Raw genomic sequence first — 15,110 nt, 5'->3', positions numbered from 1 at the left:
TGGAACCTTCTTAGTATTTTGTTGGCGAAGGGTCAACAAAACTACGATAAGAGGGATTCCAAATGAGGAAACTAGTAAAGTCGCAATTTGACAGTTCGCAATTTGTCATGATGTTGTTCGGATGTTTTTTATTAGCTTTTACGTATTACCATATTAATTTTCAGAATGGCTTATCAGAAGGCAGCTTTGTAGGTATTGCATTATTAGGCAAATATTTATTTGACCTGCCACCTGCATTAACAATGTTAGTGCTTGATATTCCGATTTTTATTTTGGCTGTTTTTCTGAAGGGCAGAAAGTTTATCGTCAACTCCTTGTTGGCATCCCTGTTATTCACAATGTTTTATGAGTTGTGTGAAAGATTTTCTCCTTTTACGTTAAACCTCCAGCATAATCTACCTTTAGTTGCGCTACTATCAGGACTTTTATCTGGTATTGGTGTAGGTGTTGTGCTTAGATCGGGTTCTGCCACTGGTGGCGATGAGATTATGGCACTGATTATTAGTCAGTGGTCTGGAATTAAAATTGGAAGTGTGTTTATGCTGATGGATGCACTTGTGCTAACAATATCATTAATTTATCTTCCATTTGCGCAAACCATGTATACGATTATGGCAGTTATTATTTCAGGTCAAGTGATTACGTGGGTTGTAAATTTTGGAGCAACAAAGCAAAGACATATTCCTTATCATATGAAAAAGAAAACGGCTCGGGCTTAATTCGCCTGAATCGTTTTCTTTTTTTACGTGTATATTTGTAGCTGGAAAAAATGTGACTAAGCGTTTTTTGATTTAGAAGCTTATTTAAACCTGTCTCTCCTCAAACAACGTTAAGTACTCCCCATAGCCTTCCTTCTCCATATCCGCTTTTGGCACAAACCTTAATGCAGCAGAATTAATACAATAACGAAGCCCTGTTGGACCTGGTCCATCATCAAACACATGCCCTAGGTGGGAATCACCTTCTTTACTACGGACTTCAGTTCTAATCATAAAATGACTTGAGTCCATTTTTTCTTTAATATGATATTGACGTATTGGGCGAGTGAAGCTTGGCCAACCACAGCCAGCATCATATTTATCTAGCGAACAAAACAAGGGCTCGCCAGAAACGATATCCACATATATACCATCTTCAGTATGATCCCAGAATTCACCTGTAAATGGACGTTCTGTCGCATTGTTTTGTGTGACCTCATATTGAATTGGGGTTAGTCTTTGCCGTAATTGTTCCTCATCTTGAACCCCTGTCCAATGATGTTCAATGAAATCCTCGCGACCAGACCCTTTACGATAACGCTTATAGTGGGAAGGATTTTTATGATGATAATTTTGATGATACTCTTCCGCTGGATAAAACTCACTTGCCGGAATAATTTCGGTTACTATCGGCGCATCAAACTTACCGCTTTGAGCTAATTCTAATTTTGATAACTCTGCTTGCTTACGTTGCTCCTCATTGTGGTAAAATATCGCAGTTCGATATGATGATCCTCTGTCATGAAATTGTCCACCTTCATCAGTAGGATCGATTTGCTGCCAAAATAATTCAAGCAGCTTTGTATATGGAAAAATGGCAGGGTCAAATTTAATTTGAACTGCCTCGTAATGCCCTGTTGTATTTGAGCATACTTCCTCATAGGTAGGGTTTTTGGTATGACCCCCTGTATAGCCTGACACAATACCATGAATACCTGGAAGCTCCTCAAAAGGTGATACCATACACCAAAAGCATCCTCCAGCAAAGGTAGCTAATGCAGGTTGTGTTAAAGGTTGACTCATTACAATTCCCCTCCTTTTTTGTTCAATTATTATATCAAATTTAAAGTAAAAGCCCAACTTAATTAAGAGCTTGACAATTATGAGGTTGGAGGCTACGGTGCAGAGAGTGGCTTCAACCGCTGTTAAGTCCCCATTTCTTTTTTAACATGTATGAAATAGATAGAAATGGGGCCTTAAAGGCGGTCGCTGTCGCTTTTCCACCATCTCTCTGCCCCTTCGCTAAGTTTGCTTATTGTCAAGCTATTAATAAGGTTGAATCTTTATTTCAGTAGGTAAGCTTATTGTGTTGTTATTTTGTTTTTTTTATGATACAGCCACAAAATTAAACTAATGATGACCATATATATAAGCATAATGCTAATTGCTGCGATGGGGGAGCTTAACAGCTTGTCTCCAACATAGGAATAGACGATGATGCCAGGTAATTTACCAATGATGGTGGCAGCAATATAAGCGGTAAATGGAATAGCTGTGGCACCAGCATAAATATTAATCGCATTTTGCGGGATGATTGGGAGTAGCTTGCAGATTAAAATGGACTTAAAGGGTTGCTCATGAATCCATGTCGTAATCCCTTTAAATAGCTTGGTCGTTGCTAACCATTTTTTAGCTGTGGTTCGAAATATATAAGCTGCACCAAAATAAAATAATATGCCTGCCACAGTTGATCCAATCAGCGTGATCAGCATTCCTAGTTGAACCCCAGCAGCATAGCTAATTGCCGCTATAATGATTTTATACGGAAGGATCGGTAATACAGCAAACACAATGGATATAATAAATAGCTGATAAATTGGTGGATCATTTGTAACCCATAATGTTAGCTCCTCGCGATAAATAAGTGCAGTAATCAAAAGAGCGGTATAGATTGCAATGGAAGCCCAAATTTTCATAATTCCTCCTGCTTCATATGGCTTTAGTAAGTTTAAGTCTTGCTAAGGGCTACTCTTATTGCATTTTTCTGAATGAAATAGGACAATCTAACGAGGTTAATTTAAATCATAATAGTATTGTTATTGCTCATGAATAAGGCTTTGTCGAAACTGTTTTGGAGACATCCCAAAGCGTTTGCGAAATACTTTATGAAAGTAATTATAGCTTGGGAAGCCAGAGCTTTCTGCAACGTGTTCAAGAGAAGATGGGCTAAACATAATACGCTCACGTGCCATATTTAACCGAATTTCTAACGTATATTGAATGATGCTTGTTCCAAATGCTTCTTTAAAAAGATGAACAGCGTGACTCACACTGATTCCCACATGTGCTGCGGCTTCTTCTAGTTTAAAAGGAGTTGTTGCATTTTCCTCGATATAGTTTTTAATGCGACTAGCAATATATGTTTTGTAGTTTGGGATTGGATATTCGGTATAGTGTCGATCAATATCCATACATAAAATTTTAAAATAATATTCAATGATTTGTGGATTATTATTTGGAATTCTTCGTAGCTCCGTCATAATTTGTCGGAAAGCCCCAATAATGCCCTCCGAGAGAGGAACCTTAATTTTATGTGGACGTTCACGTTCTTGCCACCACTGCTCGAGCCAAGCACCACCTGCAAAAATATGATAATCACCACTATACACTGCTTCAGTCTCACGTCCTTGCTGTTCATTTGAGATTTTCAGCTCATAGGGATCATTTGGTGCAAATAATAATAAATCACCTGGCTCTAGCAATTCGAGCTTATGATTGAGACGACTTCGGCATTTCCCTAATGATTGCAATCGAATTAAATAGTGGCCAAGTCCATTTATATTTATTGTATGAAAGGGTTTATGATGGATAGAATACCCTGCCGTTAAAATTTGCAAATCAGTAGCTCCCATAAATATATGCCCTCCTAAGCAGTTTCAAAAATAGTTATCAGATTGTTCATGTTTTAATCATATTATTCATTTTACTATAGCAAGAAATCAAATACTATGTAATTGAGCGGCTCAATCTATTTACTAACATAAGGTTGGAGTGATAAACATGACAAAGGTAGGAATACAGCTTTTTACTTTACGCGATGAATTAGACAAGGATTTTGAAGGTACATTAAGAAAAGTAGCAGAGCTTGGATACCAAGGTGTAGAGTTTGCTGGATTTTATGGTCGAACTAGTGAGCAAGTAGCCGCCATTTTAAAAGAAACGGGCCTTGTGGCAATCGGGTCACACACGCCTATTCAATTATTACGCGATGAATTGGACGAGGTTATTGAATTTAATATTGCAATCGGTAGTAAGTATATTATTTTGCCATATATCGCAGAAGAGGATCGACATCGTTGGTCTGAAATTGCAGAGGATATGAAAAAGATTGCACAACGCTGTGAACAAAGGGGACTCGTATTTCTTTATCATAATCATGACTTTGAATTGTTACAGCATATTGAAGAACAACCCGTGTTAGATTGGTTATATGAACAGATTCCTGCTAGAGAGCTTAAAGTGGAATTAGATACATGTTGGGTGCACCATGCGGGATATGATCCTTTAGCTTATATTGATCGCTATAATTCCAGAATTTTGTTATGGCATCTTAAGGATATGATTAAAAATGAAGATGGCTCGCCGCAAACCGTCGAGTTAGGTCAAGGTGAAGTAGACAATAAAGCAATTGCAGATGCAATGCTGAAGGTCAAAGTAGAGTGGGCAATTGTAGAACAAGACTATTGTGCCAATGATCCGATAGAAAGTGTTAAAACAAGTATGGAATGGGTAAAAAACTACGCAAAGCAAGGGGGCAACTTAGATGTCTAGAAAGTTAAAGGTAGCTGTAATTGGTTGTGGAGGAATTGCAAACGGCAAGCATTTGCCAAGCTTGAGTGTACAGCCAGAGGTTGAGTTGGTAGCATTTTGTGACATTGTTGTAGAACGTGCAGAGGAAGCAGCAGCAAAATTTGGAGCTGACGGTGCAAAGGTATATAGCGATTTTCAAGAGCTTTTACGTGATTCACATATTGATGTTGTTCATGTGTGTACACCTAACGATTCCCACGCGGAAATTACAGTAGCTTCCTTAGAATCAGGTAAACATGTTATGTGCGAAAAACCGATGGCAAAAACAAGTGAACAGGCACGTGAGATGTTAGATGCCGCAAAACGTACAGGTAAAAAATTAAGTATCGCTTATCAAAACCGTTTCCGCAGTGATAGCCTATACTTGAAGGAAGTATGTGAAAGCGGCGAGTTAGGTGACATCTATTTTGGGAAAGCGCTTGCAACACGTCGCCGTGCAGTACCCACATGGGGTGTATTTTTAGATGAAGAAAAGCAAGGTGGGGGACCCCTTATTGATATTGGAACACATGCACTAGATTTAACATTGTGGTTAATGGACAATTACGAGCCTGAAAGTGTAACCGGTTCTGTATTCCATAAGCTTGGAGAAAAAGAAAATGCAGCAAATGCGTTTGGTCCATGGGATCCTGAGCAATTTAAGGTAGAGGATTCTGCGTTTGGCTACATTAAGATGAAAAATGGCGCAACAATTATGCTAGAGTCCAGTTGGGCGCTAAACATTGTTGATTTTGGTGAAGCTAAAACGTTGCTTTGTGGAACTGAAGGTGGCGCAGATATGACACATGGTTTGCGTTTAAACGGAGAAAAGCGTAGTCGCTTATATGAAACAAAGGTGGATTTAGGTACAGGTAGTGTTGCCTTTTTTGAGGGAAAAGAAGAAACCGAAGCAACACGCGAAGCTAGCGCTTGGGTAAAAGCCATTTTAAATGATGAAGAGCCTTTGGTAAAGCCAGAGCAGGCATTAGTTGTCACTGAGATTTTAGAAGCGATTTATGAATCCGCTAAAACGGGGAAAACCGTATATTTTGATTAAGTAAGGAGGGGTAACAATGAAATTAGGTATATTTTTAGTGTTATTTGGTGGCCATCCATTCGAGAAAGCGCTTGATTTAGCAGCAGAGGCAGGCTTAAAGGCAGTTGAGATTGGAACGGGCGGATATTCTGGTGGTAGTCATGTTGATTTGGATGAGCTGTTAGCAAATGAAACTGCTCGGAAGCAATTCAAGCATGCAGTAGAATCTAGAGGAATGATGATTAGCGCTTTAAGCTGCCATGGCAATCCATTACATCCACAAAAAGAGATCGCGGCAAAATTCCATGATGTTTATGTAAAAACAGTTCAGCTTGCTCAAAAACTAGAAGTGCCTGTAGTGAACACCTTTTCTGGCTGTCCTGGTGATCATGAAGGTGCTAAATATCCGAATTGGCCTGTGGCTCCGTGGCCTAATGATTATCAAGAAATCCTTACATGGCAATGGGATAACAAAATTATTCCTTATTGGACGGAGTGGGGAAAATACGCGGCAGATCATGGTGTCAAAATTGGATTAGAGCTTCATGGTGGCTTTTCGGTTCATTCACCAGGCACTTTGCTTCGACTTCGTGAGGCAGCAGGTGAAGTGATTGGAGCCAATTTAGATCCAAGTCATATGTGGTGGCAAGGGATTGATCCGGTTCAAGCTGTATCTATTCTCGGAAGAGAAGGGGCAATTCACCATTTCCATGCAAAGGACACTTCCATTGATCCAATTAATGTGAACAAGCATGGAATTACAGATATGCAATCCTATACAAGAATGCTAGATCGTGCATGGCAGTTCAGAACTGTAGGTTATGGACATGATATGAAAACATGGAGTGATATCATTAGTACGCTACGTCTAGTTGGTTATGATTATGTAGTGAGCATTGAGCATGAGGATGGGTTAATGTCTGTAGAAGAAGGATTTACAAAAGCAGTACGTAATCTACAAGGTATTTTAATTGAGGAAGCGCCAAGCGAAGCATGGTGGGTATAAGACAGTTTAAGTAGGCATAGCATAAGCTAAGCTACAAGTAAATATATTATACTAAGCGATCATCTCTAGGGTGATCGTTTTTCTATCCCTTTACATATTTCGCTTTCTTGTAAGCTTTTCTTGTAAGCGATTTAAAGACTTCATGACATAATTACTTCACGCTTTTAAGAGTATATTGTATAATGAGACATTATTCAGTGTATTTTTACTAATAAATATGTTATTATTATATATACTAACTTATTGTAAGCAATGTTTGTAAAAGGGGTGAATATATATGGAAGAATTACATCAACCTGCAATGTGTCCCCGTTTTGAATCAGCATTTACGATGCTAGGGAAAAGATGGAACGGATTAATTATTCAGTCGTTAATGGTTGGACCACAACGTTTCAAGGATATTTCTAATCGAATTCCGCTTATGAGCGATAAGATGCTGTCAGAACGTATGAAGGATTTAGAAAATAGCGGTATTTTAGTTCGTAAGGTATATCCAGAAACACCAGTACGTATAGAATATGAATTAACTGAAAAAGGTCATGCGTTACGCCCTGTGATGGAGCAAGTACAGCAGTGGGCAGAAGAATGGGTATAATGGCGATCATGCCGTAGCTGGTGACAGTGCGGCATGACTATTAAAGAAGGAAGGTGTCATTGTGGCTGAAGTCATCGTGATTGGAGCAGGGCCTGCTGGGGCAAGCGCAGCTTTGTTTTTAGCTAAAGCAGGTAAAGAAACATTAGTATTAGACAGTAATTCTAGCATGACTAAAAGGGCTTGGCTAGAAAATCATTATGGCGTTAAAGAGCTAACAGGGCCTCAATTACTGGAAATTGGACGTGAACAGGCAGAAAAGTTTGGCGCTAAATTTATCGAAGAGAAAGTAACCGTTGTGGATACTAATGGAGGACAAACGGTTTATGTCAAAACTGAATCTGGTCGTAATTACAGAGCAGAGCATGTTATTTTTGCAACGGGGGCATTAACTGATCTTGCAAGCGCTACCGGACTTGAGCTTGTTGATGGTAGAGAGCCAAGAATTAAGAAAGTAATTGACACAGATCGTTATGGCCGTACAAGCAAGCCAAGACTTTGGGCAGCAGGTACAGTAGCTGGAACTAGTGTCCATACGATTATTACATCTGGGGATGGCGCGAAGGTAGCCATTGAAATTATAAGTGAGCTTAATGGTGAGCGTTACGTGGATCACGATGTATTAAAATAAGCTATTTTTCATTTTATATAATAATTCCATAAATTACAGGGCTTTTCTGGCGTGAAAGTTGTCCAGAAGGGCCTTTTTTCATTATAATATAAGGTATACTATAAAGGGTGTGTAGAAATCACAGCATGGGGGATTGCAGCAATGAACAAAAATGTAAGTTGGCTACTAAAGATAACAGCTGTAGTAATACTTTTAGCTCTTGGTACGTTTGTAGCTACTAGATTTTTGCCGCAGTCTGCCATTTCTACAGAGCAACCTATAGAACAACAACAAGCTGTAGACCATGAAGATGATATTACATTAACGATCGATGGCAACAATTTTATTCCCGATGTCACTCGTAGCATACATTTTGAATATATGAAGGATTTAACACTGCGTGATGCATTGCGAAGCAGCAACTTGATTATTTTGAATGAAAATGGATCAGCCATACAATCTGTGGGTAATGTTGCATTAGATACTAGTTTAGCATGGGGTGTGAAGCTGAATCAAAAGGAGCTTAAAGCAAACCATTGGGGCACTAAACTTAAAATGGGAGATCATATTTCAGTTTATGTAACGTCAACTCGTCTTTATCCAGAAAATACAATGGAAGGTTCATTAGTATTATCAGTGCAGGGTGGAATACATAAGCCCGAATTGAGAAGATATTTTCTTACCAAGTTTAAGGAAGGGATTACTGTACGTGATTTACTTGTATCAAGTGGAATCGTGCAGCTAACACCTAATTATAAGCAAATTTTGGCTGTTAACGGTTATCATTGCGATGCGACAGAGCAATGGGTGCTCAAAGTAAATAAGAAAGTGTTGATTGAAGCTGGCTTAGATATGAGATTAAGTGCAAATGATATTGTTGATATTGAGTTAGTTAGATATTAGGGTCAAACGCCCTACTTAAAAATAAAAAGGCCCCCATTCAACCCTAAAGGGAGGAAATTGGGGGTCTTACCATGTGTTAAGGTAAAGAATAGATAAGGGCAACGATGATCTACTCCTTCTTAAATAGACATATAAAATATATATTAAATTCTACAGATTTCATTTGGGCATAGCTCACAATGACAAATATCTTGAAGCATAACAAGGTCTTTGATCACGATCATGCCGTTTTCATATTCAAGTGCATCCTTTTTACGTAGGTCACTTAACATACGATTCACACTTTCACGTGTAGCACCAATCATATTGGATAAATCAGTATGCGTAATTTTTTTGTTGATTAAAATGGTGTCGTCATGTTTCTCACCGTACGTGTTACTGAGACGAATTAATGTCGAGCATAGTGCACCAGGTTTTCCATACATCATTAGATCACGAAATTTTGTTTGAGTTAAGCGATGGTGAATTCCCATCCATTTCATAAAATCAATGGCAAATTCACAATGCTGGCAAATTAAAATTTCTAAATCCTTTTGTTCAATGATCCCAACCTCACACTCTTCAATCACCTCAGCGGTTAAGCTATATTTGGTGCTGAAAAAAGGATCGGCTTGACCCACCATATCTCCACGACCATACATATATAAGATAAGTTCTTTTCCTTCGTCTGTTGATTTCGTTAGTTTAACCCGCCCACGCTTAATATAGAAAAGCTTATCAGCAAAATCACCTTCCCAAAACAAGTGAGTGCCTTCAGGATATATTTTATCTTTCATCGTTACGAGAAGTCGATTGAAGCTTTGTTCTGAGAAGCAGCTCGTATTTCCTTTATTAAGAGCAGCATTCATCGTTTCACTCATCGTTGATTTCCCCTTTGTACTCCAAATTTTTCTGAAAATTTAAATTAATTATATAACGATTATTGCATTTTGAGGGAAGAGGAAAGGCGAAAAAAGTGTCCAAATTTCAACATTGTGACTATTTTCACTTAATTTATAGCGTTAATATGCTTCCTGTTATATATAAAAGCGCTTTATTTGGGTTTTATACTATAAATGTAAACTAAGGATGAAAATAAAAGCAGGGGAATGAAACTTTTTTCATTTTGTTTAAAGTATGTGAAAAAATTCACTATACAAATCAAATTTTATATGTTATGCTTGGTTCATCAAGAAAAGTAAGACAAAATTAAAGGGAGCAGGGTAAGTGAAAAAATTCACTTTAAATAATTTTTGGTAAATTAGATGCCCCTTTACCTAACTTTAGGAGGATGAGAGAGATGGCCGTTAAAAATGACGTAACTACAAAAGTTCAGCCAACTGCAGGTGATTACATCCAGACTTTAATTGACAAAGGAAACAAAGCTTCCCAAGCATTTATGGAATTAGACCAAGCAAAAATTGACGACATCGTTCAAGCGATGGCAATTGCTGGAATGGACCGCCACATGTACTTAGCAAAAATGGCAGTGGAAGAAACTGGCCGTGGTGTTTATGAAGATAAAATTATTAAAAATATGTTTGCCACTGAATATATATATCACAGTATTAAAAAAGATAAAACAGTAGGGGTTATTGAAGATAACGTATATGAAAGCTTCCAAAAAATAGCTGAACCAGTAGGGATCATTATGGGGATCACACCTGTAACTAACCCAACTTCAACTACAATTTTTAAAGCACTTATCGCAATTAAAACACGTAACCCAATTATTTTTGGTTTTCACCCATCTGCTCAAAAATGTAGTAGAGAAGCAGCAAAAATTTTGTTAGAAGCAGCGGTTGAGCATGGTGCTCCTGCAGATTGTATCCAATGGATCGAAGATCCTTCCATGGATCGTACAAATGCATTGATGAATCATCCTGATGTAGCTTGTATCCTAGCAACTGGTGGATCTGCAATGGTTAAAGCGGCTTATAGCTGTGGTAAACCAGCACTTGGTGTAGGACCTGGTAACGTTCCTTGCTTCATTGAAAAAAGTGCTAATCTAGATCAAGCAGTGAATGATTTAATCTTATCCAAAACATTTGATAATGGTATGATTTGTGCTTCTGAGCAAGCCGTTATTATTGAAGAACCTATCTTTGATCAAGTTAAGAAAAAAATGATAGCAAATGGATGTTATTTTGTCAATAAAGAAGAAGCCGCAAAATTAACTTCTGGTGCAATCATTGCTGATAAATGTGCAGTAAATCCATCCATTGTTGGTCAATCTGCTGTGAAGATTGCTGAAATGTGTGGAATTCAAGTTCCAGCTGGAACAAAAATCCTTGTTGCTGAAATTGAAGGCGTAGGTAGGAAGTTCCCGTTGTCTGCTGAAAAATTAAGTCCAGTGCTTGCTTGCTATAAAGTTAAAAATGCAGAACAAGGTATCGAACGTGCTAACGAAATCGTACATTTTGGTGGAATGGGTCACTCTTCTGTTATTCATTCTCATAATGAAGAAGTAATTAAAGAATTTTCAGATCGTATGCCAACTTGTCGGATCTTAGTGAACCAACCATCTTCTCAAGGTGGTATCGGAGACATTTACAATACGAACTTACCTTCATTGACATTAGGTTGTGGATCTTATGGACGTAACTCAACTTCTTCTAACGTAACTGCAATTAATTTAATTAACGTGAAAAGGGTGAATCGTCGTACCGTGAATATGCAATGGTTCAAAGTACCTGATAAAATTTATTTTGAAAAAGATTCCACTCAATATTTGGCTAAAATGCCTGACATTACTCGTGTGTTAATTGTAACTGACCCAATGATGGTTAAACTAGGATATGTAGAAAGAGTTGAGCACTATTTGCGTCAACGTCCAGTTCCAGTAGCTATTGAAGTGTTCTCAGAAGTAGAACCAGATCCATCTACAACAACTGTAGAACGTGGTGCAGAATTGATGACTAAATTCCAACCAGACTGCATCATCGCACTAGGTGGTGGATCACCAATGGATGCTGCAAAAGGAATGTGGTTGTTCTACGAATACCCAGATACAGATTTCAAAAACCTAAAACAAAAATTCATGGATATTCGTAAACGGATCTACAAGTACCCACGTCTAGGACAAAAAGCTAAATTTGTAGCAATTCCAACGACATCTGGTACTGGTTCTGAAGTAACATCGTTTACAGTTATTACAGATAAAATTAATGGCAATACTAAATATCCGTTGGCTGATTATGAATTGACTCCAGACGTAGCGATTATCGACCCAGTGTTCGTTTACAGCTTGCCTAAGACTGCAGTTGCAGATACAGGTATGGACGTATTAACACATGGTATTGAAGCTTACGTGTCTGTTATGGCAAATGACTTTACTGACGGACTTGCAATCAAAGCAATTCAACTTGTATTCGAATGGCTTGAAAAATCAGCATTAACGGGTGATCCGCTAGCACGCGAAAAAATGCATAATGCTTCTACATTAGCAGGTATGGCGTTTGCTAACGCATTTTTAGGAATCAACCACAGCTTGGCGCATAAATGGGGTGGGGAATACCACACTGCACATGGACGTACCAATGCGATTCTTTTACCACACGTTATTCGTTACAATGCTAAAAAACCTACTAAGTTTGCGGCATGGCCTAAATATACAAACTTTGTTGCAGATGTACGTTACGCTGAAATTGCACGTATCCTTGGATTGCCAGCTCGTACAACTGAAGAAGGCGTGAAGAGCTTAATTAAAGCAATTCGTGATTTGAACGAAAAATTAGGTATTCCACAAACTTTCCAAGAGCTTGGTTTTGATGCTAAAGACTTTGAATCTAAAGTAGATTATTTGGCAGATCGTGCTTTTGAAGACCAATGTACAACTGCAAATCCTAAGCTTCCATTAGTAACTGAACTAGCAGATGTATACCGTGATGCATTCTATGGAAGATTTGAAGAATAAGTGAACAAGTAAGAAGAAAAAAGTGACAAATATCACTCGAAAAGTGATATTTGTCACACTGGTTTTATGCTAAATGTTATATGATAAGGACATAAATGATTCCTGAATTTGGCCTTATCAGTGTCCGATTTGTGAAAAGTATCACAAATTTTAAGGAATCACGAGACGCGGAAAAAATATATCCTTCAAACCGCGTACTCCAAACTATAAAATGGAGGGAATAAAGATGTCGGTGATCGAGAGAGAATTAAATGATGTTCAGTCTGGTTGGAGAGGTTTTAAACAAGGAAAATGGGTAAAAGAGGTTAACGTTCGTAACTTCTTGGATACGAACCTTTCTCCTTACACAGGGGATGAGTCCTTCTTAGCAGGTCCAACTGCAAACACAAAAGCATTATGGGATATCGTGTCTGACCTTAACAAAAAAGAACGTGATGCTGGTGGGGTTCTTGATGTAGATGTGAACACACCTTCTACTATTATTTCTCATGGACCAGGATACCTAGATAAAGATAAAGAACAAGTTGTTGGGGTTCAAACTGATGCTCCGTTCAAACGTTCTATTCAACCTTTTGGTGGAATTAAAATGATGATCGATGCTTGTAAAGCTTATGGCTTTGAATTGCCACAAGAAGTAATCGATACATTTACTCATATTCGTAAAACGCATAACCAAGGTGTATTTGATGCATATACATCTGAAATCAGAGCAGCTCGTAGAGCTGGTATTATTACAGGTCTTCCAGATGCTTATGGTCGTGGTCGTATTATTGGTGACTATCGTCGTGTAGCATTGTATGGTGTAGACTTCTTGATCAAACAAAAACAAAATGATTTGAAAGAACTTGAAGTAGACGCAATGAGCGATGATGTGATTCGTCTTCGTGAAGAATTGTCTGAACAAATTCGTGCTTTAGGCGAATTAAAACAATTAGGACAATTACATGGTTTTGATATTTCTAAACCAGCAAACACCGCTAAAGAAGCTTTCCAATGGGTATACTTCGGTTATCTTGCAGCTATTAAAGAACAAAATGGTGCAGCGATGTCCCTTGGACGTGTATCTTCTTTCTTAGATGCTTATATCGAACGTGATCTTGCAGAAGGAACATTAACTGAAGAAGCAGCACAAGAGTTAGTAGACCATTTCGTAATGAAATTGCGTATCGTTAAATTCTTGCGTACTCCTGATTATAACGATTTGTTCAGTGGTGACCCAACTTGGGTAACTGAATCCATTGGTGGTATGACCGTTCATGGTACAACTCGTGTAACTAAAAACAGCTTCCGTTTCTTGCACACATTAAACAACTTGGGACCAGCACCAGAACCTAACTTGACTGTTTTATGGTCTGAGCAATTACCAGAAGCTTTCAAAAAATTCTGTGCTAAAGTTTCTATCGAAACTAGTTCCATTCAATATGAAAATGACGACTTAATGCGTCCAATCTATGGTGATGATTACGGTATTGCTTGCTGTGTATCCGCTATGGAAATCGGTAAACAAATGCAATTCTTTGGCGCTCGTGCTAACCTTGCAAAAGCTTTGCTTTATGCAATCAATGGTGGTAAAGATGAGAAATCAGGCGTTCAAGTAGGTCCTGAATATCCAGCAATCACTTCTGAATATTTGGATTATGATGAAGTAATGAAACGCTTCAAACCGATGATGGAATGGTTAGCTAAGTTATATTTGAACACTTTGAACATTATCCACTACATGCATGACAAATATTCATACGAACGTATTGAAATGGCATTGCATGACCGCGACATCTTGCGTACTATGGCTTGTGGTATTGCTGGATTGTCAGTAGCAGCTGACTCTTTAAGTGCAATTAAGCATGCTAAAGTTAAAGTGATTCGTAACGAAGCTGGTATCGCAGTTGATTTTGAAACTGAAGGCGAATATCCTGCATATGGTAACAACGATGATCGTGTTGACCAAATTGCTGTTGAGCTAGTTGAATCCTTCATGACAATGATCCGTAAGCACAAAACGTATCGTAATGCTTTACCAACACAATCTGTCTTGACAATTACCTCTAATGTTGTATATGGTAAGAAAACAGGAACTACTCCTGATGGACGTAAAGCTGGCGAACCATTTGCACCAGGTGCTAACCCTATGCATGGTCGTGATAAGAAGGGTGCTCTTGCTTCATTAAGCTCTGTAGCTAAACTTCCTTATGAACACAGCTTAGATGGTATCTCCAATACGTTCTCTATCGTGCCTAAAGCACTTGGTAAAGAGGAAGAGTCCCGTAAATCTAACCTTGTATCTATGTTAGATGGATACTTCGGTAGCAATGGACACCATTTGAACGTTAACGTATTTGCTCGTGAGCAATTACTTGATGCAATGGAACATCCAGAAAACTATCCTCAATTGACGATTCGTGTTTCTGGTTATGCTGTAAACTTCATTAAATTAACTCGTGAGCAACAATTGGATGTAGTTAACCGTACATTCCATGGTCAAATGTAAGCTCCTTTGTTAAAATATTAATTATAAAAAAGT

General features: G+C 38.3%; 13 protein-coding genes. 9 read left to right on the top strand and 4 right to left on the bottom strand.

Going from position 1 to position 15,110, the window contains the following annotated elements; all coding sequences use genetic code 11:
• Window positions 1–62 precede the first annotated feature (62 nt).
• Entirely contained in the window at window positions 63–719 is a 657-nt protein-coding gene (locus ABE099_RS09240; protein ID WP_430029565.1) for a YitT family protein, read from the top strand.
• 84 nt (window positions 720–803) lie between these two features.
• Here the strand turns inward: ABE099_RS09240 and msrB are convergent, their stop codons facing one another.
• The 3 genes from msrB to ABE099_RS09225 form a co-directional block, all read right to left on the bottom strand.
• On the bottom strand, window positions 804–1,781 hold the full coding sequence (msrB, locus tag ABE099_RS09235; protein ID WP_430029563.1) for a peptide-methionine (R)-S-oxide reductase MsrB: 978 nt from the start codon (window positions 1,779–1,781) through the stop codon (window positions 804–806).
• A gap of 278 nt (window positions 1,782–2,059) precedes the next feature.
• Entirely contained in the window at window positions 2,060–2,674 is a 615-nt protein-coding gene (locus tag ABE099_RS09230; RefSeq protein WP_430029561.1) for a TVP38/TMEM64 family protein, read from the bottom strand.
• Window positions 2,675–2,794: 120 nt separating this feature from the next.
• Window positions 2,795–3,610, bottom strand: coding sequence for an AraC family transcriptional regulator (locus tag ABE099_RS09225; protein WP_430029559.1), 816 nt, complete (start codon window positions 3,608–3,610; stop codon window positions 2,795–2,797).
• A gap of 148 nt (window positions 3,611–3,758) precedes the next feature.
• Here ABE099_RS09225 and ABE099_RS09220 point away from each other — a divergent pair, with 148 nt between their 5' ends.
• The 6 genes from ABE099_RS09220 to ABE099_RS09195 all read left to right on the top strand — a co-directional run bounded on the left by ABE099_RS09220 (window position 3,759) and on the right by ABE099_RS09195 (window position 8,694).
• Window positions 3,759–4,529: a sugar phosphate isomerase/epimerase family protein gene (locus ABE099_RS09220; RefSeq protein WP_430029557.1), complete on the top strand. Its 771-nt coding sequence runs from the start codon at window positions 3,759–3,761 to the stop codon at window positions 4,527–4,529.
• Entirely contained in the window at window positions 4,522–5,604 is a 1,083-nt protein-coding gene (locus ABE099_RS09215) for a Gfo/Idh/MocA family protein (RefSeq protein WP_430029555.1), read from the top strand. The genes ABE099_RS09220 and ABE099_RS09215 overlap by 8 nt, the downstream gene beginning before the upstream one ends.
• Before the next feature lie 16 nt (window positions 5,605–5,620).
• A complete protein-coding gene (locus ABE099_RS09210; RefSeq protein ID WP_430029553.1) occupies window positions 5,621–6,589 on the top strand; it encodes a sugar phosphate isomerase/epimerase family protein in 969 nt (322 codons plus the stop codon).
• Between the two features lie 277 nt (window positions 6,590–6,866).
• On the top strand, window positions 6,867–7,184 hold the full coding sequence (locus tag ABE099_RS09205) for a winged helix-turn-helix transcriptional regulator (protein ID WP_430029551.1): 318 nt from the start codon (window positions 6,867–6,869) through the stop codon (window positions 7,182–7,184).
• A 61-nt stretch (window positions 7,185–7,245) separates the two neighbouring features.
• The gene (locus ABE099_RS09200; RefSeq protein ID WP_430029549.1) at window positions 7,246–7,812 is read left to right on the top strand and encodes an FAD-dependent oxidoreductase; all 567 of its coding nucleotides are present in this window, start codon (window positions 7,246–7,248) and stop codon (window positions 7,810–7,812) included.
• Between the two features lie 141 nt (window positions 7,813–7,953).
• A complete protein-coding gene (locus ABE099_RS09195; RefSeq protein ID WP_430029547.1) occupies window positions 7,954–8,694 on the top strand; it encodes a hypothetical protein in 741 nt (246 codons plus the stop codon).
• Window positions 8,695–8,837: 143 nt separating this feature from the next.
• Here ABE099_RS09195 and ABE099_RS09190 read toward each other — a convergent pair whose 3' ends face one another.
• Complete coding sequence (locus ABE099_RS09190) at window positions 8,838–9,554, bottom strand: Crp/Fnr family transcriptional regulator (protein ID WP_210090196.1); 717 nt, start codon at window positions 9,552–9,554, stop codon at window positions 8,838–8,840.
• Between the two features lie 419 nt (window positions 9,555–9,973).
• On the opposite strand from ABE099_RS09190, the gene adhE reads away from it, so the two are divergent.
• A complete protein-coding gene (gene adhE / locus ABE099_RS09185) occupies window positions 9,974–12,589 on the top strand; it encodes a bifunctional acetaldehyde-CoA/alcohol dehydrogenase (RefSeq protein WP_430029545.1) in 2,616 nt (871 codons plus the stop codon).
• A gap of 226 nt (window positions 12,590–12,815) precedes the next feature.
• Window positions 12,816–15,077, top strand: a complete 2,262-nt coding sequence (pflB, locus tag ABE099_RS09180) for a formate C-acetyltransferase (protein WP_430029543.1) — start codon at window positions 12,816–12,818, stop codon at window positions 15,075–15,077.
• Window positions 15,078–15,110: the final 33 nt, after the last annotated feature.

Source organism: Paenibacillus turicensis (assembly GCF_050461185.1).
GTDB lineage: Bacteria > Bacillota > Bacilli > Paenibacillales > Paenibacillaceae > Fontibacillus > Fontibacillus turicensis_A.
The sequence above is the reverse complement of the archived record's forward strand: the minus strand, read 5'-3'. Positions and strand labels throughout refer to the sequence as shown.

What these genes read in the sequence shown, in the direction of transcription:
- ABE099_RS09205 (WP_430029551.1), top strand. Translation starts at nt 6,867, where the DNA reads ATGGAAGAATTACATCAACCTGCAATGTGTCCCCGTTTTGAATCAGCA.
- ABE099_RS09190 (WP_210090196.1), bottom strand. Translation starts at nt 9,554, where the DNA reads ATGAGTGAAACGATGAATGCTGCTCTTAATAAAGGAAATACGAGCTGC.
- msrB (WP_430029563.1), bottom strand. Translation starts at nt 1,781, where the DNA reads ATGAGTCAACCTTTAACACAACCTGCATTAGCTACCTTTGCTGGAGGA.
- ABE099_RS09220 (WP_430029557.1), top strand. Translation starts at nt 3,759, where the DNA reads ATGACAAAGGTAGGAATACAGCTTTTTACTTTACGCGATGAATTAGAC.
- adhE (WP_430029545.1), top strand. Translation starts at nt 9,974, where the DNA reads ATGGCCGTTAAAAATGACGTAACTACAAAAGTTCAGCCAACTGCAGGT.
- ABE099_RS09240 (WP_430029565.1), top strand. Translation starts at nt 63, where the DNA reads ATGAGGAAACTAGTAAAGTCGCAATTTGACAGTTCGCAATTTGTCATG.
- ABE099_RS09215 (WP_430029555.1), top strand. Translation starts at nt 4,522, where the DNA reads ATGTCTAGAAAGTTAAAGGTAGCTGTAATTGGTTGTGGAGGAATTGCA.
- ABE099_RS09210 (WP_430029553.1), top strand. Translation starts at nt 5,621, where the DNA reads ATGAAATTAGGTATATTTTTAGTGTTATTTGGTGGCCATCCATTCGAG.
- ABE099_RS09230 (WP_430029561.1), bottom strand. Translation starts at nt 2,674, where the DNA reads ATGAAAATTTGGGCTTCCATTGCAATCTATACCGCTCTTTTGATTACT.
- pflB (WP_430029543.1), top strand. Translation starts at nt 12,816, where the DNA reads ATGTCGGTGATCGAGAGAGAATTAAATGATGTTCAGTCTGGTTGGAGA.
- ABE099_RS09225 (WP_430029559.1), bottom strand. Translation starts at nt 3,610, where the DNA reads ATGGGAGCTACTGATTTGCAAATTTTAACGGCAGGGTATTCTATCCAT.
- ABE099_RS09195 (WP_430029547.1), top strand. Translation starts at nt 7,954, where the DNA reads ATGAACAAAAATGTAAGTTGGCTACTAAAGATAACAGCTGTAGTAATA.